The organism is Labrenzia sp. THAF35, assembly GCF_009363595.1.
GTDB lineage: Bacteria > Pseudomonadota > Alphaproteobacteria > Rhizobiales > Stappiaceae > Roseibium > Roseibium algicola.
On record NZ_CP045380.1, the window covers coordinates 710,557 to 733,305 of the forward strand.

At 59.5% G+C, this 22,749-nt stretch carries 19 protein-coding genes; 7 read left to right on the plus strand and 12 right to left on the minus strand.

Annotated elements, in window-relative coordinates; all coding sequences use genetic code 11:
* The first annotated feature begins 234 nt into the window (after positions 1-234).
* The gene (locus FIU93_RS03315; protein WP_152504820.1) at positions 235-3,609 is read left to right on the plus strand and encodes a PAS-domain containing protein; all 3,375 of its coding nucleotides are present in this window, start codon (positions 235-237) and stop codon (positions 3,607-3,609) included.
* Positions 3,610-3,767: 158 nt separating this feature from the next.
* Here FIU93_RS03315 and FIU93_RS03320 read toward each other — a convergent pair whose 3' ends face one another.
* From FIU93_RS03320 to FIU93_RS03345, 6 genes are all read right to left on the minus strand, one after another.
* A complete protein-coding gene (locus tag FIU93_RS03320; protein ID WP_022998993.1) occupies positions 3,768-4,178 on the minus strand; it encodes a F0F1 ATP synthase subunit epsilon in 411 nt (136 codons plus the stop codon).
* Positions 4,179-4,271: 93 nt separating this feature from the next.
* A complete protein-coding gene (gene atpD / locus FIU93_RS03325; RefSeq protein WP_173013971.1) occupies positions 4,272-5,705 on the minus strand; it encodes a F0F1 ATP synthase subunit beta in 1,434 nt (477 codons plus the stop codon).
* A gap of 16 nt (positions 5,706-5,721) precedes the next feature.
* Positions 5,722-6,606, minus strand: a complete 885-nt coding sequence (locus FIU93_RS03330; RefSeq protein WP_023014438.1) for a F0F1 ATP synthase subunit gamma — start codon at positions 6,604-6,606, stop codon at positions 5,722-5,724.
* A 31-nt stretch (positions 6,607-6,637) separates the two neighbouring features.
* The gene (atpA, locus tag FIU93_RS03335; protein WP_022998996.1) at positions 6,638-8,167 is read right to left on the minus strand and encodes a F0F1 ATP synthase subunit alpha; all 1,530 of its coding nucleotides are present in this window, start codon (positions 8,165-8,167) and stop codon (positions 6,638-6,640) included.
* Positions 8,167-8,727 (minus strand): F0F1 ATP synthase subunit delta, encoded by a 561-nt coding sequence (locus FIU93_RS03340; RefSeq protein WP_022998997.1) that lies wholly within the window; start codon positions 8,725-8,727, stop codon positions 8,167-8,169. Before FIU93_RS03340 ends, atpA begins: the two co-directional genes overlap by 1 nt.
* A 469-nt stretch (positions 8,728-9,196) precedes the next feature.
* Entirely contained in the window at positions 9,197-11,392 is a 2,196-nt protein-coding gene (locus FIU93_RS03345) for a primosomal protein N' (RefSeq protein ID WP_152504821.1), read from the minus strand.
* Positions 11,393-11,669: 277 nt separating this feature from the next.
* Between FIU93_RS03345 and fsa the strand changes: the two genes are divergently transcribed.
* Positions 11,670-12,323: a fructose-6-phosphate aldolase gene (gene fsa, locus FIU93_RS03350; RefSeq protein ID WP_022999000.1), complete on the plus strand. Its 654-nt coding sequence runs from the start codon at positions 11,670-11,672 to the stop codon at positions 12,321-12,323.
* Between the two features lie 262 nt (positions 12,324-12,585).
* Positions 12,586-13,545 (plus strand): tyrosine recombinase XerC, encoded by a 960-nt coding sequence (locus FIU93_RS03355; RefSeq protein WP_152507484.1) that lies wholly within the window; start codon positions 12,586-12,588, stop codon positions 13,543-13,545.
* On the opposite strand, the gene FIU93_RS03360 is transcribed toward FIU93_RS03355, so the two are convergent.
* A complete protein-coding gene (locus tag FIU93_RS03360; RefSeq protein ID WP_152504822.1) occupies positions 13,542-14,051 on the minus strand; it encodes a GNAT family N-acetyltransferase in 510 nt (169 codons plus the stop codon). The two genes, FIU93_RS03355 and FIU93_RS03360, sit on opposite strands and share 4 nt — an antisense overlap.
* A 124-nt stretch (positions 14,052-14,175) precedes the next feature.
* Here FIU93_RS03360 and FIU93_RS03365 point away from each other — a divergent pair, with 124 nt between their 5' ends.
* From FIU93_RS03365 to FIU93_RS03375, 3 genes are all read left to right on the plus strand, one after another.
* Entirely contained in the window at positions 14,176-14,580 is a 405-nt protein-coding gene (locus FIU93_RS03365; protein WP_055657199.1) for a hypothetical protein, read from the plus strand.
* A 118-nt stretch (positions 14,581-14,698) separates the two neighbouring features.
* Complete coding sequence (locus FIU93_RS03370) at positions 14,699-14,932, plus strand: hypothetical protein (RefSeq protein ID WP_139314047.1); 234 nt, start codon at positions 14,699-14,701, stop codon at positions 14,930-14,932.
* 173 nt (positions 14,933-15,105) lie between these two features.
* On the plus strand, positions 15,106-16,059 hold the full coding sequence (locus FIU93_RS03375) for a metallophosphoesterase (RefSeq protein WP_152504823.1): 954 nt from the start codon (positions 15,106-15,108) through the stop codon (positions 16,057-16,059).
* A 22-nt stretch (positions 16,060-16,081) separates the two neighbouring features.
* Here FIU93_RS03375 and FIU93_RS03380 read toward each other — a convergent pair whose 3' ends face one another.
* Positions 16,082-16,720 (minus strand): cation transporter, encoded by a 639-nt coding sequence (locus FIU93_RS03380; RefSeq protein ID WP_031268677.1) that lies wholly within the window; start codon positions 16,718-16,720, stop codon positions 16,082-16,084.
* Positions 16,721-16,804: 84 nt separating this feature from the next.
* Between FIU93_RS03380 and FIU93_RS03385 the strand changes: the two genes are divergently transcribed.
* Entirely contained in the window at positions 16,805-17,224 is a 420-nt protein-coding gene (locus FIU93_RS03385) for a helix-turn-helix domain-containing protein (protein WP_152504824.1), read from the plus strand.
* A 99-nt stretch (positions 17,225-17,323) separates the two neighbouring features.
* On the opposite strand, the gene FIU93_RS03390 is transcribed toward FIU93_RS03385, so the two are convergent.
* From FIU93_RS03390 to FIU93_RS03405, 4 genes are all read right to left on the minus strand, one after another.
* Entirely contained in the window at positions 17,324-18,784 is a 1,461-nt protein-coding gene (locus tag FIU93_RS03390; protein WP_152504825.1) for a hypothetical protein, read from the minus strand.
* 296 nt (positions 18,785-19,080) lie between these two features.
* On the minus strand, positions 19,081-20,484 hold the full coding sequence (gene lpdA, locus FIU93_RS03395; RefSeq protein WP_031268678.1) for a dihydrolipoyl dehydrogenase: 1,404 nt from the start codon (positions 20,482-20,484) through the stop codon (positions 19,081-19,083).
* A gap of 42 nt (positions 20,485-20,526) precedes the next feature.
* A complete protein-coding gene (locus FIU93_RS03400; protein WP_152504826.1) occupies positions 20,527-21,285 on the minus strand; it encodes an SDR family oxidoreductase in 759 nt (252 codons plus the stop codon).
* Positions 21,286-21,307: 22 nt separating this feature from the next.
* Positions 21,308-22,726: a caspase family protein gene (locus FIU93_RS03405; RefSeq protein ID WP_022999011.1), complete on the minus strand. Its 1,419-nt coding sequence runs from the start codon at positions 22,724-22,726 to the stop codon at positions 21,308-21,310.
* Positions 22,727-22,749 lie beyond the last annotated feature (23 nt).

Sequence of the window (22,749 nt, forward strand, 5' to 3'; positions counted from 1 at the left end):
GTGAATTGAAGATTTCATGCGATTTTTTCGATCTAAGCAAATATTCTTACTGAATATTACCTAGAGGCGATTCTTCGTTAAAATACAATCACCCTCACCGCGCAAAACAACCCTGCCTTTATGGACAATTTAATTCAATCTCGCAAAGTTAATACTTTGTTTTAGTTCTATACCTAAGAGTAAACAAACTAAAACCGAGATAGTGACGCGTTCGGCAGAGAGGCACAGTGCATCATGACCCCTGTGCAGGGAGACAGCGAACAGGACCGCCTGGACGCACTGGCGACCCTTCAGATTCTCAATTCTGAACGCCTGCCGGAATATGACGATCTCGTAGAGACCCTTGCCACGATCTTCGATGCCCCGATGGCCTTCATTTCCATCGTCGGGAAGGATGACCTCTGGTTCAAGGCCAAGATCGGCATAGACGTCGACGGCACTCCAAGAAAAGGCACTTTTTGCGATCAGGCGATCCTCTCGCGCGAGTTGATGGTCGTTCCCAACGCCCTCGAAGACCCCCGCTTCCGCGATACGAGCCTCGTTGCCGGTCCACCCTACACACGCTTTTATGCAGGTTTGCCGTTGTGCCTGGATGGCACGCACATCCTTGGGACACTCTGCGTCGTCGACACCAAACCACGGCAGCCAAGCGAAACACAGCTCCGCCAATTACAGCGTATGGGATCGATCGTCCTCGGTCTGATGAAGTCTCATCGCGCCCAGAGTGAAACGCAATCTGCCCTTCGGGCGACCGAAGAACAGCAACGGCTTGCGATGCGCAAGAGCGATCTGCTGGAAGAGATCACGGCCGTTTCCGGTGTTGGCGGCTGGGAAGTGGATATTGATACCGACACGGTAACCTGGACGGAAAAAACCTGCGAAATCCATGAAGTGGATGACGACTTCGTTCCGACTGTCGATATGGCGCTTTCCTTCTACGCACCGGATTGCCGTCGCCAGATCTCGGATGCCGTCATCAAGAGTATCAAGGAAGGTGTTGCCTGGGATCTTGAACTCCCGTTCGTGACCGCCAGGGGGCGTGAGATCTGGGTCCGCACAGCAGGCAGGCCCATCATCGAAGATGGTCGCACGACCCGTTTGATTGGTGCCTTCCAGGACATTACCGAACGCAAGCAATCCGAACAGGCCGTGCTTCATTCCGAAGCGGTCCATCGCACCACCCTGGAATCCCTGAGTGAAGGGATTCTCCTCGTCAACAGAGCCGGACAGATCCAGTCCTTCAATCCTGCAGCAGCTGCATTGCTTGGCTACACCGTCGGGGAAATGAAAGGTCAAAAGCTTCAGGATCTCGACCTCGATATCGAATGCGAAGAAGACGGCCACGTTTCCGGCTGCAATCCCCTGCAACAGGCAGCGGTCAATCCGGACAAGGTTTGTAACGTCGTTGCAAACGTGACCCGTCGCGGGACCGACCAATCCGTCTGGCTGCGGCTGAATGCGAAATCGATTGGCGACGACAATGCGTATGGCCTCGACGGCGTTGTCCTTTCCCTGACCGACGTCACCGCGACCAAGCGGCAGCTCATCGCTCTGCAAGCCATTTTCGACAACCTGCCGGGTGGCCTCGTCTATTATGACCCCGACAGACGGCTTGCGGTCTGCAACAAGGATTTTCAGCGCCTTCTGCAACTGCCGCAGGAATTTATTGATCGCAAGGCGCCATTGCTGGAAGTGGCGACATATCTGGCAAAGCGGGGAGACTACGGTCCGGGAGACCCGGACAAGCTTCTGGAAGAACGGTTCAGGTATTTCAATGATCCCAAACCGCATATTTACGAGCGCGTCAGCCCCGATGGGACACATCTGGAAGTCCGTGGTATCCCTCTGCCGAGCGGCGGCCTTATCACCAGTTTCTTTGATATTTCGGAGCGCAAACGGGCAGAGAACATCTTGCGGTATTCCGAGGCCGTCCAAAGGACAACGCTCGCGTCTCTCAGCGAAGGTATTCTTCTGCTGACACATACCGGCGAGATCCAGTCAGCCAATCCTGCTGCGATCGACCTCTTGGGCGTGACCGGCAGGGAGCTGGTCGGGTTGAACGTAACCGACATTGATTTTGGCCTTCGCTGTGACCTTGAAGGCAAGGGTCCGTGCCATGCTCCGCTGGAGCTTGCTGCGCGTGACCCGGGATCACTGAGGGACGTCATCGCCCGTCTCTCCCCCACCAACGGGCGTCCGAGGAAGTGGCTTCGCCTGAGCGCCATGCCAATCGACGACGATCAGGAGTTCGATCTGGACGGTGTCGTCGTCTCCCTGACGGACATTACCGAGACCAAGCAGCAGGCCGACACGCTGCAAAGCATCTTCGACAACTTTCCGGGCGGGATCGTTCACTACGATGAAACGCTCCGGCTCGCATCGAGCAATCAGCAGTTCCGCGACCTTCTCGAATATTCTGATGAGTTGATTGAAGATCGGCCTTATCTTTACGACTTCTTTCTCTTCAACGCTCGAAGAGGTGACTACGGCCCTGGCGACCCAGAGGCTCTCGCTCTGGAGCGGTATCGGAAGTACGACCTGAAAAAATCGCAGGTCTTCGAACGGCGTGCCGCGAACGGCACCTACATCGAAACCCGGAGCACGCCACTGCCGTCAGGTGGTCTGATCCATAATTTTTACGACATCACCGAACGGAAGAACCTGGAAGAACAACTTGCGGCGAACGAACGGCTGGCACGGCATCGCTCGCAGGAACTCGAAGCCATTCTCGCCAATATGCGCCAGGGTGTCAGCGTCTTCGATGCGCGTGGCCGACTGTCATTGTGGAACCGGCAGTACATCGAAATCTTCAACAAACCTGAGGGCGATGTTTACGAGGGTGTCAGCCTCATCGAATTGATCCAGGCCGAGAAGGATCGCGGCGAATTCGAGGGCGATGTTCAGGAACACGTCATGGATCTGATGATCCGTCTATCGGCAGGCGAAGTGGTCCGTTCCAAGTTCAAACATCCCAACGGCAGGATTGTCAGCGCGGTCCATGCGCCCTTGCCGGCGGGCGGCTGGATCGGTACGCATGAAGATGTCACGTCCCGTGAACTGGCGGCTGAAAAGATCCAGTTTGCCGCTCACCATGACACCTTGACCGGGCTCGCCAACCGAACGCTATTCAATGCAAAGCTGGACGAAGCCCTGAATGCGGCATCGGCCAATGGCATTGCAGGCGACCTGATGCTGCTGGATCTCGACAAGTTCAAACCGGTGAATGACAGCTTCGGTCATGATGTCGGTGACGAACTTCTTAAAACAGTCGCACAGCGACTGCGCGAGTGTGTCCGGTCCTCAGATCTGGTCGCTCGTCTCGGCGGCGACGAATTCGGGATCATCCTGACCGGAACAGGTTCCGGCAACGCCAGTACGGCCGAGATCGCCGATCGTATCGTCCGCAAGATCGGGGCACCGTTCGCTGTTCAGGATCACATTATTTCGGTTGGCGTCAGCGTCGGAATTTCTCCGATAACGGGCACGGAACTGGATCCTCGTCCAGTGATAAAGCGCGCCGATATGGCGCTATACGAGGTCAAGCATAACGGACGTAACGGGTTCAAGTTCTTCGAAGAAGAAGACGTCGCGCGGTTTGCTCGCGCCTGACGTTCGGCCTTCTGATCGAGAGCCGACTGTTTGAGAGGTAGCCTGCCAGGCACGTCAGAACCGTGCCTCTTGCATACTTGACCGATCGCTTCCCCCAAGAACAAAAAACGCGGCCCGTTGCCGGACCGCGTCATTGAATGAAGCTTGAGGGGGTCGTATCAGGCCTTGGTGAGGGCTTCTGCGACGTCCTTGAGCTGAGCCAGTGTCATTTCGGCTTTCTGCCGCGAGGCATCGTCCTTGGCGTCGGAAACATCTTCCTGCGCATCCTGGATTGCCTGGTCGAGCTGCTCACGGCTGATCTCGCCAACCGGAACGGCCTGTTCGGCCAGAACGGTGAGACCGCCTGCTGCAACATCGGCAAAACCACCGCGGACGAAATATTCGTCCCAGCCACCATTTTCGCTGCTGCGCACCTTCAGGATGCCCGGCAGGATGGTGGAGATGAACGGGGCATGGTTCTTCAGAACGCCAAACTCGCCTTCGGCGCCCGGTACAACGACCTCTGCGACCTGTTCGGAGAGGAGCTGGCGCTCCGGCGAGACCAACTCAAACTGGAAAAGTTCAGCCATTTGGCGTCTTCCTTGTCAGTCTAATTCTGATGGCAAGCCATCAAGCATGAAGAAGACGGACGCCCGATAACGGGCGTCCGGTCAATTCGCCGATCAAGCGGCTTCAGCAGCCAGGCGCTGTGCTTTCTCGATGGCTTCATCGATGGAGCCAACCATGTAGAAAGCAGCTTCCGGCAGGTGGTCGTATTCACCTTCGACCAGACCCTTGAAGCCCTTGATGGTGTCTTCGAGTGCAACCAGCTTGCCCGGAGAACCGGTGAAGACTTCAGCCACGAAGAACGGCTGGGACAGGAAGCGCTCGATCTTACGTGCGCGGGCAACGGTGAGTTTGTCTTCTTCAGACAGTTCGTCCATGCCCAGGATGGCGATGATGTCCTGCAGAGCCTTGTAGCGCTGCAGAGTAACCTGAACCGCACGAGCCGTTTCGTAGTGCTCTTCACCGATGATGCGGGCATCAAGCATACGGGACGTGGAGTCCAGCGGATCCACAGCCGGGTAGATGCCTTTTTCAGCGATCGAGCGGTTAAGAACCGTCGTTGCGTCCAAGTGAGCAAAGGTCGAAGCCGGTGCCGGGTCGGTCAAGTCATCGGCCGGAACGTACACGGCCTGCACGGACGTGATCGAGCCCTTGTTCGTGGTGGTGATGCGCTCCTGCATGCCGCCCATGTCGGTGGCCAGCGTCGGCTGGTAGCCCACAGCGGACGGGATACGGCCGAGAAGTGCGGACACTTCGGAACCTGCCTGGGTAAAGCGGAAGATGTTGTCCACGAAGAACAGCACGTCCTGGCCCTGGTCACGGAAGTGTTCTGCAACGGTCAGACCGGTCAGAGCAACACGTGCACGGGCTCCCGGGGGCTCGTTCATCTGGCCGTAAACCAGCGCAGCCTTGGAGCCTTCTCCGCCGCCTTCCTTGTTCACGCCGGATTCGATCATTTCCCAGTAAAGGTCGTTACCTTCACGAGTACGCTCGCCAACACCTGCGAACACGGAGTAACCGCCGTGCGCCTTGGCGACGTTGTTGATCAGTTCCATGATGAGAACGGTCTTGCCCACGCCGGCGCCGCCGAACAGGCCGATCTTACCGCCCTTTGCGTACGGAGCCAGAAGGTCAACGACCTTGATGCCCGTCACAAGGATTTCAGCTTCGGTGGACTGTTCGATGAACTCCGGAGCGTCCTGGTGGATCGCACGCTTGCTTTCGTGCGGGATCTCACCGGCTTCGTCGACCGGCTCGCCAATCACGTTCATGATACGGCCCAGGGTGCCGTCGCCAACCGGCACCACGATCGGTGCATCGGTGTCGACCACTTCCTGACCGCGCACCAGACCCTCGGTGGAGTCCATCGCGATGGTACGTACCGTGTTTTCGCCAAGGTGCTGAGCAACTTCAAGCACAAGACGCGTGCCCTGGTTGTCAACTTCAAGAGCGTTCAGGATCAGCGGCAGGTGGTCATCGAACTTGACGTCGACAACGGCGCCGATGACCTGGGTGATCCGTCCGACCTTTTTGTCAGCCATATCCCTAATCCTCGTCTCGATCCCGTTAGAGCGCTTCCGCGCCCGAGATAATTTCAATCAGTTCCGTCGTAATCTGAGCCTGGCGCTGGCGGTTGTAGTTGATCGTCAGTTTGTCGATCATCTCGCCGGCGTTGCGGGTCGCGTTGTCCATTGCGGACATACGTGCACCCTGTTCAGACGCAGCATTTTCCAGAAGTGCCCGGAAAATCTGAACGGAGATGTTGCGCGGCAGCAGATCCGCAAGGATCTCTGTCTCTTCCGGTTCATATTCGTAAACCGCGTTGGCACCTGCGCCTGCATCAGTGCTGCCAGCCTCGAAATGGGCCGGGATCAGCTGAGTTGCAGTCGGTTCCTGCGCGATCACGGATTTGAAAGTCGAATAGAACAGCGTGCAAACGTCGAACTCGCCATTGTCGTACATGGAGAGCACTTCGCGGCCGATGTCGTCCGCGTTGTTGAAGCCAACGTTCTTAACACTGCGCAGGTCGATGGTCTTGATGATGTGCTGGCCGAGCTCGCGCTTCAGAGCGTCGTAGCCCTTCTTGCCGACACAGATGATCTTGACCGTCTTGCCCTGCTTCAGCAGGCTGCGCGCTTTTTCACGCGCAAGCTTGGCAATGTTGGTGTTGAAGCCCCCACACAGCCCACGTTCGGCCGTGGCAACGAGCAGGAGATGAACCTGGTCATTGCCGGTGCCGGACATGAGCTTCGGAGCGTCGTCGCGCCCCTCGAAGGCCACCGCGAGGTTGGCCAGCACCGCACCCATGCGTTCCGCATAGGGGCGAGCGGCCTCCGCAGCTTCCTGAGCACGACGCAGCTTCGCCGCGGCCACCATTTGCATGGCCTTGGTGATTTTCTGCGTCGCCTTAACGGAAGCGATGCGGTTTCGTAAGTCCTTCAGGCTCGGCATGGCCGCCCCTGCTCCTTATCCCGGCGTGGTCTTAAGCGAAGTTCTTGGCGAACGCGTCGATGGCAGCTTTCAGCTTGCCAGTCAGCTCGTCGTCGAGTGCCTTCTTCTCCCAGATGGCGTCGAGCAGCGCTTTGTGCTCGCCACGAAGGAACAGAAGCAGGCCTTCTTCGAAGTCCTTCACGCGGTTCACCGGGATTGCATCCAGGTAGCCGTTCACGCCGGCATAGATGACTGCAACCTGTTCTTCGGTCTTCAGCGGCGAGAACTGCGGCTGCTTCAGAAGTTCGGTCAGACGTGCACCACGGTTCAGGAGGCGCTGGGTCGTGGCGTCGAGGTCGGAGCCGAACTGAGCAAAGGCCGCCATTTCGCGGTACTGAGCCAGTTCACCCTTAATCGGGCCGGCAACCTGTTTCATCGCCTTGATCTGAGCGGAGGAACCCACGCGGGACACCGACAGACCAACGTTCACGGCCGGGCGGATACCCTGGTAGAACAGATCCGTTTCCAGGAAGATCTGACCGTCGGTGATCGAGATCACGTTGGTCGGAATAAACGCGGACACGTCGTTGCCCTGGGTTTCAATAACCGGCAGTGCGGTCAGAGAGCCCTTGCCATGGTCTTCGTTCAGCTTCGCAGCACGTTCCAGCAGACGGGAGTGCAGGTAGAAAACGTCACCCGGGAAAGCTTCACGTCCCGGCGGACGACGGAGCAGCAGGGACATCTGACGGTAGGCCACAGCCTGCTTGGTCAGATCGTCGTAGCCGATCACTGCGTGCATGGAGTTGTCACGGAAGAACTCGCCCATCGCGCAGCCGGCAAACGGTGCCAGGAACTGCAGCGGAGCAGCGTCGGAAGCGGTAGCGGCGACGACGATGGAGTATTCCAGCGCGCCGGCGTCTTCCAGGGTCTTCACGAACTGAGCGACGGTGGAGCGCTTCTGGCCGACAGCAACGTAGATGCAGTACAGCTTGGCGTCTTCGTCGTCAGAAGCATGCAGCGGCTTCTGGTTCAGGAAGGTGTCGAGAATGATCGCGGTCTTGCCGGTCTGACGGTCACCGATGACCAGCTCGCGCTGACCACGGCCAACCGGGATCAGGGCGTCGATGGCTTTCAGGCCGGTAGACATCGGCTCATGCACGGACTTGCGCGGCAGAATGCCCGGCGCCTTGACGTCCACGCGGCGCTTTTCGGTTGCCTCGATCGGGCCTTTGCCGTCGATCGGGTTGCCGAGCGGGTCAACAACGCGGCCCAGGAGGCCCTTGCCGACCGGCACTTCCACGATGGCGCCGGTCCGCTTGACGGTGTCGCCTTCTTTAATATCACGGTCGGAGCCGAAGATAACGACACCAACGTTGTCGGTTTCCAGGTTCAGGGCCATGCCCTTGATACCACCCGGGAATTCGACCATTTCACCAGCCTGGACTTTGTCCAGACCATAAACACGGGCGATACCGTCACCGACGGAGAGCACCTGACCGACTTCAGAAACTTCGGCTTCCTGGCCAAAGCTCTTGATCTGGTCCTTGAGGATTGCGGAGATTTCCGCGGCCCGAATATCCATCAGCCGACCTCTTTCATCGCGAACTTGAGTGAATTGAGCTTGGTACGCAGCGATGTGTCGATCATGCGGGAGCCGACCTTGACCACGAGGCCACCGATCAGGGCAGGATCAACCTTTGCCACGATGTTTACAGATTTGCCCGTGGAAGCCGAGAGAGCTTCTTTCAGGGCAGCGACATGATCGTCGGAAAGGGCAGCTGCGGAGGTTACCTCAGCCGTTTCCTCACCACGCTTTTGCGCAAGCAGGGTGCGGAATGCCTTGATCATGCCGGGAAGAACGAAGAGGCGCCGGTTACGGGCTGCCAGCTTCACGAAATTAGCAGCCAGGCCTTTGATGCCTGCCTTGTCGAGAAGTGCGGTAAGCGCTGCAAGCTGCTCCTCCACACTGAATACCGGGCTTTTCACGAGACGGACGAGATCTTCGCTTTCGGCAAGCATGCCTTCGAAAGCTGTCAGATCCCGCTCCACGTCAGCCGTTACACCTTCGCCTTCGGCGAGGTCGAGAAGGGCGGACGCATAACGCTGTGCCACGCCGGATACGAGAGATACGTTGTCAGTCACCAGGTCCGTGCTCTCTGACGTTTTTCATGCCCACGAAACGGCTAGCGCTCGCAAAGCATTGAAAAAATGAATGATTTCAAGGTCAGAAGGTATGACGGTTAAACCGCTGCCCCCAAAGCCGCGCCTCAATTAGCACAGGGTTTCTCAGTGTGCAACTTCGCCTAAAGACTGTTATTGCCGATTCCTCGGTGTTTTTTGTCAAAGGTCGATAAAAAACGTTTCAGATCAACGTCTCCGCACCGTCATAAACCTTTAGACGGTTTTCTGCAGAGCAGGCGAAAAGGCCTTTGCACAGGGCTGAAAGGGGCAAGCCAGGAGGGCGTTTTTGCCGCAGCTGCGCGGAAGGCGGGATTATTGCCGTCAGCAGCGTTGCCACAATTGCAAACAATGCCCCTGCGGTTCCACCCGATTCTCCCACGCCGAACTCGTATGAACGGCAGGCGCTTTTCCCGATGAACGCAAAAACCACCTAAAGAAAATGCTGCGGGTCGATGTCCACTTGCAGGCGCAGCCCCTTTGTGGGCTTCGGGCCGATGCTCAGCCAATGCCGCAGATAGGCCTGCAGATCGTACTGGCGGGGGGCCATTGCCAGCAGGCGGAAACGATAGCGTCCGCGCACCATGGCAAGGGCGGCTTCCGCAGGCCCAAGGAGCGTAACGGCCTGATCCGGCGGTGCGGCACGGGCAAGGGCCCTTGAGAAGCCTTCCGCATATCCTCTGTCTGGTCCGGAGACGATGACGGCGGCAAGACGCCCGAACGGCGGCAGACCTGCTGCCCGCCTTGCCTCGATCTCGGCCTGGTAGAACGCCTTCTTGTCGCTTGAAAGCAGCGCCTTGATGACGGGGTGATCGGCATTGTAAGTCTGCAGGAAACCCTTGCCGCCGCCGGTGACGCGGCCCGCACGGCCCGTCACCTGGGCAAGCAGCTGGAAGGTTTTTTCCGCAGCTCTCGGATCGCCATGGGCAAGGCCAAGGTCCGCATCCACCACGCCAACCAGTTTCATGAGCGGGAAGTTATGCCCCTTGGCGACCAGCTGCGTGCCGATGACGATGTCGGCCCCGCCTTCCTCGACAATCTTCATTTCGCGCTTCAGCCGATCCGGCCCGCCGGCAATATCCGACGAAAGCACGAGCACACGCGCCTGCGGAAAGAGCTCGGTCACTTCCTCGGCGATTCTTTCCACGCCGGGACCGCAGGCAACCAGACTGTCTACCGACTGGCAGGACGGACAGGCCTTGGGAACCGGCTCCTGATGGCCGCAGTGGTGGCAGACGAGTTTTTTCTGAAAACGATGCTCCACCAGCCAGGCGCTGCAATGAGCGCATTGGAACCTGTGGCCGCAGGTACGGCAAAGGGTCAGCGGTGCATAACCGCGCCGATTGAGAAACAGTAGCGACTGCCCCCCTTCGGCGAAGGTGCCGGCGATGCCGTGGACCAGGCCAGGTGCCAGCCAGCGTCCGCGTTCCGGCCCGTCCTGGCGCATATCGATGGCCATGAGGTCCGGCAGGGCAGCACCGGATGCCCGTTCGGGCAGCTCGAACAGCTTGTAGCGGCCGACCTCTGCGTTGACGATGCTTTCCACGGATGGCGTGGCCGACGCCAGAACAACGGGGAAGCCGGAGAGATGGCCGCGGACAACAGCCATGTCGCGTGCGCTGTAAGGCACCCGGTCGTCCTGCTTGAAGGCTGCATCGTGTTCTTCGTCCACAATGATCAGGCCCAGTTCCTTGAACGGCAGAAACAGCGAGGAGCGGGCCCCTATCACCACCCGCACATCACCGGAGGCCACCCCGCGCCAGACCCGCGACCGGTTCTTGACCGTGATCTGGGAATGCCACTCGGCCGGATAGACCCCGAAGCGTTGTTCGAAGCGCCGCAGGAACTGTTCGGTGAGTGCGATTTCAGGCAGCAGCACCAGCGCCTGCTTTCCCCGGCGCAAGGCTTCGGCAATCGCCTCGAAATAGACTTCCGTCTTGCCCGAGCCGGTGACACCGTCGATCAGGGCAACGGCCCCACCCTTGCCGAAACAGGCCGTCAGGCCGTCTGCCGCGGCCTGCTGCGCCGGGGTCAGCGGTTTTTGCGCGTAGTCCAGTTGCGGTTTCGGCGGCGGAGGAGCCGCCGGCATCAGGACGGTTTCCAGGACATCTTGCTGAAGCAGGCCGTCGATGACGGAAGCGGACACGCCGGCAGCATGGGCAAGGCCGCTTTTCGTCCAGGCAAAGCCGTCTTCCATGGTCGCCAGAACGCGCCCGCGTGCCGGCGTCAGACGATCCGGCTCGGCACCTTCGATACGGCGGACACCGGGAACGGGTGCCTCCGGCTCCAGCGCTTCTTCGGACCGCAACACCATGCGCAGCACCATCCCCGGAGCGCCAAGTGTCCAGTTCGCTACCCAGTCGACGAACCGGCGCAGATCATCATCAAGCGGCGGCGTCTTGTCGTAGACATGGGAAATGGTCTTCAGTTTCTTTGGATTGATGGCCGCGTCCGGCTGGATATCCCAGACAGCGCCGATCACCTCGCGCGGGCCGAGCGGTACCTTGACGATGGTGCCCGGAACCACGGACTGGCCGGGGGGAACCTTGTAGGTATAGGCCCCCGCAACCGCGACCGGCACCAGCACGCTGGCAATGGTTTCCTGGAAATCTGGATCGTCGAACAGCACTGGGTGTCAGGTCCTCATCGCTCCGGGAACGGCCGCGAAACCATGCGCCAGGCACAGCCCGAACCCTGGCGTGACATTGCCCGTCCGGTCGCCGGGATCAAGCCTCGCCATTCTTGAGGTACGTACCGCAAAAATTTCGTCCACCAGAGAATCAGGGGTTCTTCTTGTCATCATCCTAGGGTAAAGAGAGCCCAGCTGACCACGCAATCGTTTTGTCCCGCTAGCCGGGACCAGGTTTCCGGCGACGCTCCGGTAGCCCTACAGGGAGTAAAGACAGATGAAATTCTTCGTCGATACGGCCGACACGGCTGAAATCAAGGAACTGGAAGCAACCGGCCTCCTTGACGGTGTCACCACCAACCCCTCGCTGATCGCAAAGTCCGGTCGGGACTTCAAGGAAGTCATCGCAGAAATCTGCGCCATCACCGAAGGCGATGTTTCCGCCGAAGTGGCCGCAACCGATTTCGACACGATCATGAAGGAAGCACACGTCCTTGGCGCGATCGCAAACAACGTGGTCATCAAGCTGCCGCTGACGTTCGATGGCCTGAAGGCGTGCAAGCAGCTGACCGAAGAAGGCACCAAGACCAACGTCACCCTGTGCTTCTCGGCCAACCAGGCCCTGCTCGCAGCCAAGGCCGGTGCAACCTACATTTCGCCATTCATCGGCCGTCTGGATGATATTCATGCCGACGGGCTTGAGCTGATCCGCGAAATCCGCGTGATCTACGACAACTACGGCTTCGACACGGAAATTCTGGCTGCGTCGATCCGCACGCCGAACCACGTGAAGGATTGCGCCATCATCGGCGCCGACGTCGCGACCGTACCGCCGGCAACGCTGAAGGCACTGGTCAAGCATCCGCTGACCGACAAGGGCCTTGAAGCTTTCCTGGCCGATTGGGCCAAGACCGGCCAGAGCATTCTCTGATCACCGACCTTTAAGACAAACGAACGGCCCGGATTTCCGGGCCGTTTTTGTTTGCCGTTTCCAGTGCCTGCCAAGGGCAACAGGACGCTCCAATTCCTTTTGCCTGGTGTTGGGGGACAAGTCGGTCAGGCTCGGAGATCTCGACGGTCCTGTTCACCTCCTGGTGGGGGGAGGACCATCTGTCGGCCGGTTTGACGAAAAATAGCCGCCATGTGGCGCGATGTTAACGGAACCGTTGGAGATCCGGCATCACATTGGCACCATGTGTGCCGCATCCTCCAAATCCGAATCGCTGCTCGTCACCGCCCGGCCGGAACTCAACCGCCGCATCGACCAGTGGCTTGACCACCTGTCCGATGAGCGACGCCTTTCCGACAAGACCCTGCTTGCCTACGAACGCGACCTGCGCCAGTTCCTGCGGTTCCTGACCAACCATCTGGGCGGGGCACCGGACCTCAAGGAAATTGCAGCGCTCCGCCCGGCCGACTTTCGAGGTTTTCTGGCAAGCCGCCGCCGTGACGGTGCCCAGAGCCGATCGCTCGCCCGCGGCCTTGCCGGGATCCGGTCGTTCCTCAGGTACCTGGAGCGGCGGGGCGAAGTGAACGCTGCGGCGTCTTCCGCCGTACGGCCACCACGGCAGGCCCGATCCCTGCCGAAACCCGTCTCCTCCAAGGACGCCATCAACGTGACCAGCGGTGACCTGGCGATGGAACGCGAGCCGTGGCTGGAAGCCCGCAACGCCGCCGTCCTGACCCTGCTCTACGGCTGCGGCCTGCGGATTTCGGAAGCGTTGTCGCTGACCGGTGCCATGGCCCCCAAAAACGGAACGAAGACACTTCGTGTCGTCGGCAAAGGCGGCAAGGAGCGGATTGTCCCGATCCTGCCGGCGGTCTGCCAGGCGGTGGAGCACTATCTGAAACTTTGCCCTTATGCGATTTCGCCCGATGGCCCCCTGTTTCTCGGTGCCCGCGGCGGTCCGCTGAACCCGCGCATGATCCAACTGGCCATGGCACGCCTGCGCGGTGCATTGGGCCTGCCGGACAGCGCGACCCCGCATGCCCTGCGCCATTCCTTTGCCACACATCTGCTGGCTGGCGGCGGTGATCTCAGGACTATCCAGGAACTGCTCGGCCACGCCAGTCTTGCCTCAACGCAGATCTATACGGAAATCGACAGCGCCCATCTCCTGTCTGCCTACGACAAGGCTCATCCGCGCCGTTAGGATCCGTCAGGTTTCGGAAATCCGTAGACTGTCCGTTCCTTGCCATCAGGAAACATCTCGCGCGCAATCGGCTCGCCGCCAAGTTTGCGCACCAATCCCCTTGCTGCCTCGTTGTCATCCTTCATATGCGTTTCAACCAGAGGCCAGCCATAGACTTCGTAAGCATGGCGGATTGCCGCCTGCGAAACTTCCACGGCTGCACCGGTGCCGCGTGCCTGGGGCATCAGCCACCAGGTCAGCTCCCGTCTTGGCCAGCCTTCGGGCCAAACGAAGCCGCAACCACCGATGATATCTGCCCCCGTTTTCGGTTCAATAACCCACATGCCATAGCCGCGCAGTTGCCAGTGGCCGAGGTGGCTTGCCAACACGCGCCAGGCAGAGTCCGCGCGCAACGGACCACCATAGAAGTGTGAGGCCTCGCCGTTCTCGTAGAACGCCTTGTAGACTGGAAAGTCCGGTTCTTCCGGCAAGCGCAGACGAAACCGCGACGTTTCGAGTGATTGCATGATAAGTCTCTGTTGTTTGCGGGGAATTTCGTTCGATTCCCATGTTAGTTCCAACTCCGTTGTAGCCGCTTCCGCCACAAACGGTTAGGTTGCTGAAACAGCCTGTTTCGCCGGGAGATAACGCATGCGTCTGATACTACTCGCAGCCGGTCTTCTTCTACTGTCGGCAGCGCCCTCGCTGGCGCAGCGCGTCTACTGCCCACTTCCCGAAGACGGCGTCTGGGTCAATGCGAATGCCAAGCCGAAGGAGATCTCGCGCGTCGAGGTGGAAAGCCGCTGCGAGAATGAAGCGGTGCATGTGCGCGTACGCGCATTCACCTCCTGCATCCCGCGTGACTGCAAGTGGGGCTGGACCAAAGGGGAAATGCGCTCAGATGGTGCCATCCAGGTGCTGCTGATCGGTTTCTTGAGCAGCAAGCAACTGACATTGCGGGCCTTTGGCGAGCTTCTGGATGTTCACGTGATCAACGTCGTCAACGATCTGTCCGAACCGCGAACCGAGACCACCTACAATCTCCAGCGCGAGTAACCGGTCAGGGCAGTGCGACGACAATCGCCTTTCGCTTTTTCCTTGTCAGACCTCCGTTTTTCCTTACCTTACGTAAGACTGCGCAAGTGTAGCGCAGGCCAACGGACGGAGATGTAACATGCGCCTATTGAGCACCGGCATTGCGGCCCTTGCCGTAACCGCGTTTGCAATTGCACCGGCCGCTGCATGCAGCTGGAACAAGACAGCCCAGTCCAAACAGATGACAGTGGCGGAAACGCCCGTCCTCCCGGACACCGACTCGGATGTGGCCATCGCCACCAACGATCTCAGCGATGCAATCGTAAGCGAGACCGTAATTCAGCCGACCACCGGCGAAGCCGTGTCGGAGTGACCCCCACCGGTAAAGAAGCTCCAGACCAAGACCCGCTGCTCCGCAGCGGGCTTTTTTTCGGCTGAATACCGTCTGCACGAAATCTGCTGAAACCTGCCTTCATCGGGCCGTATCGACGCCTCAATAGCCCGGTTCACTCGGGATTATCCTGAAGAACCGGTTGATACAGTCTCATGATTTCCAGACGCCGTTTCCTGCAAACCTGTGGCATTGCAATGCTGGGTGCCGTTTCCGCTCCTGCCTATGCGATTGGCGTTGAGCCTTTTCGGCTCAGCCTGAAGCATTATCACCTGACGCCTCCACGATGGCCCAGAGGGCTGAAACTGAAAGCCGCGCTGATAGCCGACCCGCATGTCTGCGATCCCTGGATGGGGTTGGAGCGGGTTCGCTCCATCGTCCGGCAGACCAACGCTCTGAAGCCCGACATCATCCTGATGCTGGGCGACTATGTGGCCAGCCACAAATGGCAATACGACCCGATCCCGCCACAGGCGTGGGCTGATCTCTTCGGTGATCTGTCGGCCCCGCTCGGGACCCACGCCATTCTCGGCAATCACGACTGGTGGGACGACGCGGACGCGCAGCTGACTGGCGGTGGGCCGACCAGATATGGTCAGGCGCTGCTGAACGCCGGCATTCCCCTTTACCAAAACCGGGCTCAACGGTTCGAGAAGGACGGCCAGGCTTTCTGGCTTGCCGGCGTCGACGACCAGTTGGCGCTGAGACCGCACCGCAAGATCAAACGGCACCGCTGGAAAGGTTTGGATGACCTGACCGGCACGCTTGCCCAGGTGACGGACGATGCGCCCGTGCTGCTGATGGCACATGAACCCGACATCATCCGCGAAGTGCCGGGCCGCGTCAGCCTGACGCTCAGCGGTCACACCCATGGCGGGCAGGTCAACTGTTTCGGCTACAAACCGGCCTTTCCCAAACGCAGCGTCAAAAGCTACGCCTATGGCCACATCGTTGAAACGGAAGGGACGAGGCTGGCAAGGCACCTGGGCCTTGAAACGGACCCCCGCCACCTCATCGTTTCCGGAGGTCTTGGCTGCTCGATCCTGCCGGTCCGATTCGGTGTTCCTCCGGAAATAACGGTGGTGCATCTGGGAAGCACCACCGCTTGAGTCATGTTCCGGAAAGGGCGAATTATTCAGCCGCCACTTCGTGCTCCGTCTTGTGCCGGTATTCCTTTATGGCCTGGCTCAGGATCTGGACCGAGGAACTGACGAAGAGAGCTGCCATGAGACCGGCGACAATCAGGTCCGGCCAAGCGCTTGCCGTTCCCCAGACACCGGCGGCCGCCAGCATGACGGCGACGTTGCCTATGGCATCGTTGCGCGAACACAGCCAGACGGAGCGCACATTGGCATCACCATCCTTGTATCGGACCAGCAGCAGGACACTGGCAAGGTTTACGGCCAGCGCCAGAAAGCCGATGGAGCCCATCACCGCGGCCTGCGGTACGCCAAGCACGAACACCTGATAGAGCGTGGTGGCAGCCACCCAGACGCCCATCAGAAACAGGCTTGTGCCCTTTGCAAGCGCGGCCAGGGCCCGGGTCTTCAGCGATGCGCCAATGACAGCCAATGATATGCCGTAGGTGACCGCGTCGCCGAAGAAATCGAGGGCGTCGGCCTGCAGCGCCTTTGAGCCGGCTGCCTGGCCGGCAATCATCTCGACGATGAACATGCCACCGTTCAACGCGATCACCAGCCAGAGCCGGCGGCGATAGTCCTTCGACATTCCGTCAAATGTTCCGTGGGAATGTCCGCAACAGGCACCCATGATGCACTCCTTGTTCGAGTCGCTTGATTTTCGGTTCCTGTCCCTTGTAATTGCTATAGTGACTAGAGCTTCAAGAGGCTTTTTATGGATTTTTCAATTGGTGACCTTTCAAGACGAACCGGCGTGAAGGTTCCGACGATTCGTTATTACGAAAATGAAGGCCTGCTGGAAGCGCCGATCCGCAGCGAGGGCAACCAGAGGCGCTACCGGTCCAGCGACCTGGAAAGGCTTGGCTTCATCAAGCATTGCCGCGACCTCGGCCTGCCAATGCCGGCCATCCGTGATTTGATAGACCTCAGCCAGCATCCGGACAAACCGTGCGAAACCGCCAACCGGATTGCCGAAGATCAGTTGAAGGCAGTGCGCCAGCGGATTGCCCACCTGCGCAAACTGGAGGCGGAGTTGAAGCGCATCGCAACAAGCTGCGAAGGCGACCACACGGTGACCGAATGCAACGTTCTGAAGGCTTTCGGCGACCATGGCCTCTGCCTGAAGGAGCACTGACAAGCCTTTTTGCCCGGCTTCAGGCAAGCCTTGTCCAGTCCCGTGTCTCCCCTACGGCACGCATGTTCGTTCCGGTGGCAGCCGCCAGGGAGCGTGCTGCTAGCTTTCGTCTATCGGTCTTGGTTCGGCGCCTGAGCCGAGTTCCGTTGCCATCACCGTTCCCCCTAGCCTTTCCAGACGCATCATTGTCCAGCGTTTGGCAGGCAGATTACAGGAATGACGGCCCAGAATGCAGGAGAACTGGAGAACGTGGGGATAGTCGTTCTTCGGCCAAACCCTTTCAGCAACGTCATGCCTGCCCTTCAGGTAGCCGAGCAGGGTATATTCGCTGACATACCAGACGTCGCCTTCCTTCAGGTCTGCCATACTGGTCGGCCGCCCCTTGGGAAATGTGCCTCCCCAGGTCCAGGACAGGGCACCGGACGTTTTCTGATCCAGAAAATGGTGGGCCATCGTTTCGTCGATAAAGACCCGCTTTCCGTCCGCCAGATCCTGCCGGTAAGCCTCGACCACAGCTTGCCTGTTCGGCAACGGTTCCGACAGCACATAGAAAACGATGAAGTTGGAGGAAAGCGCCAGCACCAATGCGGCGCAAAGGCCAAGCTTCACCCTGTACCAGCGGTCTTTCAACAGCACGTCGACCGCCAGCAGAAACAACATTGCGGCCGCAAGATTCCGGATCAGCGGCCGGTCATGCACGAAGGCGCCGAAGAATTGTCCAGCGGCAAGGCAAAAGCCGATTATCCCGGCAGTGCGGGACTTGCGGAAAACAACCCAAGATACGCCTGCAAACATGGCAGCCCGGAAGATCGCTTCCACATTGAACTTGCCGGAGCCATGTGACCGGCTGGAGTGATAGGCGATCTGCCGGAAGAACTCGGCGAACTCGAAGTTCACCGAGACCGCAAACAGGGCAACGGCAATCGCGAGGGCGACAAGGCCTTCACTCAGCACACGAACGAGGCTTGCCTGCCGCGTCCTGAGCCTCCAGATCTGAAGAACGGCAATGACGCCAACACTCCAGGCAAGCATGGACAGTGCAGTCAGCGGAGCAATTCCCAAAAGCGCGGTGCCCGCAACGCCGGCAACGGTTTCCGGACCGGTCTGCCGTGTGTCACCCGTACCTGCCCTGACTGCAACCGGCAGGACCAGCAGCAGCCCGAGCATCCAGATGAATGAACCCGTCAGTTCCAGCCGGAAGCCGGAAACGACATACATGGGCGCAAAGATCAACGGTGTGAAAAGCGCAGCGGTGCGAAGGTTCAATCTGAGGCAGAACACCACGAAGACCAGGCTGGTCGCCACGTAACAGAGGAATTCGTACAGGACGATTGTCGCGGTGCTGATCCCCGCGGCTTTCAAAAACCATCCGGACAGAATGAAATGAAGCCTTGGCTGGAGATGATAGGATTCCAGCCCCGGGAACTGGACCGCAAGAAGCGGATTCAAGTGACGGCCCGTTTGCGCAAATTCGGATGCCCAGGGAATAAAGAAGAGGTCATCCACGTAGGGAATGGTTCGCTCCGGCCAGAAAAACACCAGGCCGCAAACCAACGGCAATACGCCCCCTGCAACGACTGGCAGCCAGTCGCGGGTGAGATTCAGATTTTGATTGTTGCCCCGTTGCCTTTCAAGCAAAGCATCTCCTGCCTTTTGTTGAAATGCACCACCCCTGACAGGACAACACTCTAGCGCATTAGTTGCAGATGCGCGGCATTTTTTACGTTTACTTGCAGAACTTCAAACTTGAATGGCGTCTGCCGGTCCGCAGGACGGCCGATCCAACAAAAATGTTACGGGGCACCCGGTGACCGGATGCCCCGACCGATATCGAAAAGACATCGTTCAAGCGTTGATTACGCGTGGATCGACTTCGCAAATGCGCCGAGGGCTGCTTCCTTGACCGCTTCCGACATGGTCGGGTGGGCGTGGCAGGTGCGTGCAAGGTCTTCGGAAGATCCACCGAACTCCATCAGGACAGCAGCTTCGTGGATCATCTCACCGGCACCGAAGCCGACGATGTGAACACCAAGCACGCGGTCGGTCTTTGCGTCCGCCAGAACCTTGGCAAAGCCGTCGGTCTTGTTCATGGCGCGCGCGCGGCCGTTGGCGGAGAAGACAAATTTGCCGGTCTTGTACTCGACGCCGGCCGCCTTCAGTTCTTCCTCGGTCTTGCCGACGGAAGCGACTTCCGGCTGGGTGTAGACAACACCCGGGATGACATCATAGTTCACGTGACCAGCCTGGCCTGCCAGCATTTCGGCAACGGCAACGCCTTCGTCCTCGGCCTTGTGGGCCAGCATCGGACCGACGACCACATCGCCGATGGCGTAGATGCCGTCGACATTGGTCTTGTAGTGGGTGTCGATCTTGACGCGGCCGCGCTCGTCCAGGGCAACACCTGCCCCATCAAGGCCCAGGCCTTCCGTGTATGGACGGCGACCGATGGCAACCAGAACGATGTCGGCCTCGAGAACCTGCGCATCGCCACCCTTTGCCGGCTCTACGGTCACGGCAAGGCCCTTGCCTTTCTTTTCGACGCCCGTGACCTTGGAGGACAGCTTGAATTCCATGCCCTGCTTTTTCAGCATGCGCTGGAAGTTCTTGGAAACGTCACCGTCCATCGGGCCGAGGATCTTGTCCATGAACTCCACCACGGTCACTTCCGACCCGAGACGGTTCCAGACGGAGCCGAGCTCAAGGCCGATGACACCACCACCGACGACGAGCAGCTTGCCGGGCACCTTGTCCAGTTCCAGAGCGCCGGTGGAAGAGACCACCTGCTTCTCGTCGATCTCGACACCCGGCAGCGGCATGACGTCGGAACCGGTGGCAATCACGATGTTCTTCGTTTCCAGTACGCTTGCCTTGCCGTCTGCATCGGTAACTTCGACCTTGCCTTTGGCCAGGATCTTGCCGGTACCGGTGTGAACGTCGATCTTGTTCTTCTTCATCAGGAAGGCAACGCCGTTCACATTGGCATCGACCACACCGGTCTTGTGTTCCATCATCGCCGGCAGATCGAGCTTGGGCTTTGCGACCTTGATGCCGAGTTTTTCGAAACCGTGGCCGGCTTCCTCGAACATTTCCGAGGCATGCAGCAGCGCCTTGGACGGAATGCAGCCGATGTTGAGGCAGGTGCCGCCAAGCGTTGCGCGTTTTTCGACGACAGCCGTTTTCAGGCCGAGCTGCGCAGCCTTGATCGCGCAGACGTAGCCGCCAGGACCGGTTCCGATGACGACGAGATCATATTGGGACATTTTGGTCGCCTTTGCCTCTTTCATTTCTGGTTTGAATGGGGGTTAGGGAAGGATTGCCCGGCCGCCGGAGACATCGAGGATGGCACCGGTCGTATAGCTGGACTGGTCGGAGAGAAGCCACAGAATCGCTTCGGCCACCTCGTCGGCGGTTCCGGCACGTTTCATCGGCAGTTTGGACCTGAGCTGGGCCACCCGGTCAGGATGGCCGCCCGAGGCGTGGATATCGGTGTCGATAATGCCGGGGCGAATACCGTTGACGCGAACATCTTCGTCGGCAACTTCCAGCGCCAATCCGACAGTCATGGTGTCGATCGCCCCCTTGGAGGCAGCATAGTCGACATATTGGGAAGGTGACCCCAGCTTGGAGGCTGCAGACCCGAGATTGACGATCACGCCGCCGGTGCCGCCATGCTTGGTCGACATGCGTCTGACCGCTTCGCGGGCACACAGGAAGGCGCCGATCACGTTGATGGAGAACATTCGTGTCAGACGTTCCAGGGTCATTTCATCGACGCGCTGGGAATAGTCGACAACACCGGCATTGTTGACCAGGCCCTTGAGAGTGCCGAGCTTGTCGGCTTCGGCGAAAAGATGCAGCACGTCGGCTTCATTCTGGACGTCACCCTGAACTGCCACGGCCTCGCCGCCGGCCGCCTTGATTTCCTCGACGAGAGCATCAGCGGCAGCCTGGTTGTGCGTGTAGTTGACGATCACCTTGTGACCGAGCGCCGCAACCTTGCGGCTGACGGCAGCGCCGATCCCCCGGCTCCCGCCCGTTACCAATACAACCGTGTCAGTCATGAATTCCCACCGGCTCCCGTTCCTATTGCCCTTGAATGCGCGTCAGTTCTTCAGCGCCGCGGCCCGCGGCCCAGAGGCCTTTCAAATGCCCGTCCGCCATGACCGCGTAAACCACCGGCGTCTTGTCGCCCCAGTCCACCGTCAGCACGTTGCCATCCAGTTCGCCCACGCCGCGATAGCTGTCGGTGCCGACTGTCCAGATCAGCGTGAATGTCCGGCCCTGCTGCGTCAACACGACCGTACCGTCATATGTCGTGCCGTCCGGATTTCGGCCGGCAACCGAATAGTTGCCAGTCAGCCCTTCCGCCTCGACCGGTGCAGTGCGCGAATAGAGCGTCAGCTTTTCGCTGGCCGAGCCGTCCGCCCATTCACCATCCAGCGTTTCCGCGCCAGTGAAGGAATAGACGACAGGGTGCTTGTCTCCCCAGTTGACCACCAGCATGCGGCCGGCGAACTCGCCGACGCCGGTGAAGACGTCGGTCCCGATCCACCAGGTGAGCCGCACATTCCGGTCTTCCGGCGTGATTGCCAGCATGCCGTCGTAGGTCGTTCCGTTCGGGTTGGTTCCCTCAACCCGGTAAACACCCGAGATCTGGCGGGCCGGACCGGTGCGCGCGGTGCTCTCCTTGAGCGCGGTTCCGATGGCCGCAAGAGCGGCCATCTTGGGCACCGATCCTGCCGGATTATCCGTGCCGCCGTCAACGAAGGTGAAATCTCCGAAGAAGGACGAGGAAATCCAGGGCGTCTGCTGGCCGTTCGTTTCCTGGAAGACACCCTTCAGCGTGCGCTTGAAGGTTTCTTCCAGATTGAGCGCCGGGGTCGCGATGGCGCTGGCAAGATGCTTGGTGAAGGGGCTGTTGCTGCCCTGCCCGTCCAGAGCCACGGAGCCAGGTGACGTCGAATACGAGACGAACAGGCGCGCATTGCTGTCGATCCGCGACAGGCCGGACGATGCCCCACCGAGGGGATTGTTGCGGCAAGCGTCCAGCACGACGATGTTGAGCCCGTCATGGGACGACGTCATTACTTCCACGGCCTCGCTGACCGCGACCGACTGCTGCTGCAGGACCTCGTCCGCCGGCGCATCCCCTGCCACAGGCAGCAGGTAGTTTTCGCCCTTAATCTGGATACCGTGGCCGGCGTAATAGAACAGGCCGACGCCACCCTCCTTTTTCAGCCGATCACCGAAAGCCCGGATCGCCTGCTCCATGGCATCGCGGTTGGCGTCAGTCTGAAGGATGACCTCGAAGCCGGCCTTGTCGAGGGCGCGGGCGATGGCCAGAGCATCATTGACCGGATTGGCGAGCGGGCCATAGCCATATTGCGCGTTTCCGATCACAAGCGCAGTGCGTTGTTCGCTTGCGTGCGAAGCGACTATCAGTCCGAGGACGGTCCAGACGACAAGAACAACCGAAAGGGCATAACGCTTTATGGCGTTCATATTCCTGTTCCTCCTGACCGTCT

Bases quoted from the DNA above. Each gene is read 5' to 3' on its own strand.
- FIU93_RS03315 (WP_152504820.1), top strand. From the start codon at position 235: ATGACCCCTGTGCAGGGAGACAGCGAACAGGACCGCCTGGACGCACTG.
- FIU93_RS03320 (WP_022998993.1), bottom strand. From the start codon at position 4,178: ATGGCTGAACTTTTCCAGTTTGAGTTGGTCTCGCCGGAGCGCCAGCTC.
- FIU93_RS03330 (WP_023014438.1), bottom strand. From the start codon at position 6,606: ATGCCGAGCCTGAAGGACTTACGAAACCGCATCGCTTCCGTTAAGGCG.
- atpA (WP_022998996.1), bottom strand. From the start codon at position 8,167: ATGGATATTCGGGCCGCGGAAATCTCCGCAATCCTCAAGGACCAGATC.
- fsa (WP_022999000.1), top strand. From the start codon at position 11,670: ATGAAATTCTTCGTCGATACGGCCGACACGGCTGAAATCAAGGAACTG.
- FIU93_RS03355 (WP_152507484.1), top strand. From the start codon at position 12,586: ATGTGTGCCGCATCCTCCAAATCCGAATCGCTGCTCGTCACCGCCCGG.
- FIU93_RS03360 (WP_152504822.1), bottom strand. From the start codon at position 14,051: ATGCAATCACTCGAAACGTCGCGGTTTCGTCTGCGCTTGCCGGAAGAA.
- FIU93_RS03365 (WP_055657199.1), top strand. From the start codon at position 14,176: ATGCGTCTGATACTACTCGCAGCCGGTCTTCTTCTACTGTCGGCAGCG.
- FIU93_RS03370 (WP_139314047.1), top strand. From the start codon at position 14,699: ATGCGCCTATTGAGCACCGGCATTGCGGCCCTTGCCGTAACCGCGTTT.
- FIU93_RS03375 (WP_152504823.1), top strand. From the start codon at position 15,106: ATGATTTCCAGACGCCGTTTCCTGCAAACCTGTGGCATTGCAATGCTG.
- FIU93_RS03380 (WP_031268677.1), bottom strand. From the start codon at position 16,720: ATGGGTGCCTGTTGCGGACATTCCCACGGAACATTTGACGGAATGTCG.
- FIU93_RS03385 (WP_152504824.1), top strand. From the start codon at position 16,805: ATGGATTTTTCAATTGGTGACCTTTCAAGACGAACCGGCGTGAAGGTT.
- lpdA (WP_031268678.1), bottom strand. From the start codon at position 20,484: ATGTCCCAATATGATCTCGTCGTCATCGGAACCGGTCCTGGCGGCTAC.
- FIU93_RS03400 (WP_152504826.1), bottom strand. From the start codon at position 21,285: ATGACTGACACGGTTGTATTGGTAACGGGCGGGAGCCGGGGGATCGGC.
- FIU93_RS03405 (WP_022999011.1), bottom strand. From the start codon at position 22,726: ATGAACGCCATAAAGCGTTATGCCCTTTCGGTTGTTCTTGTCGTCTGG.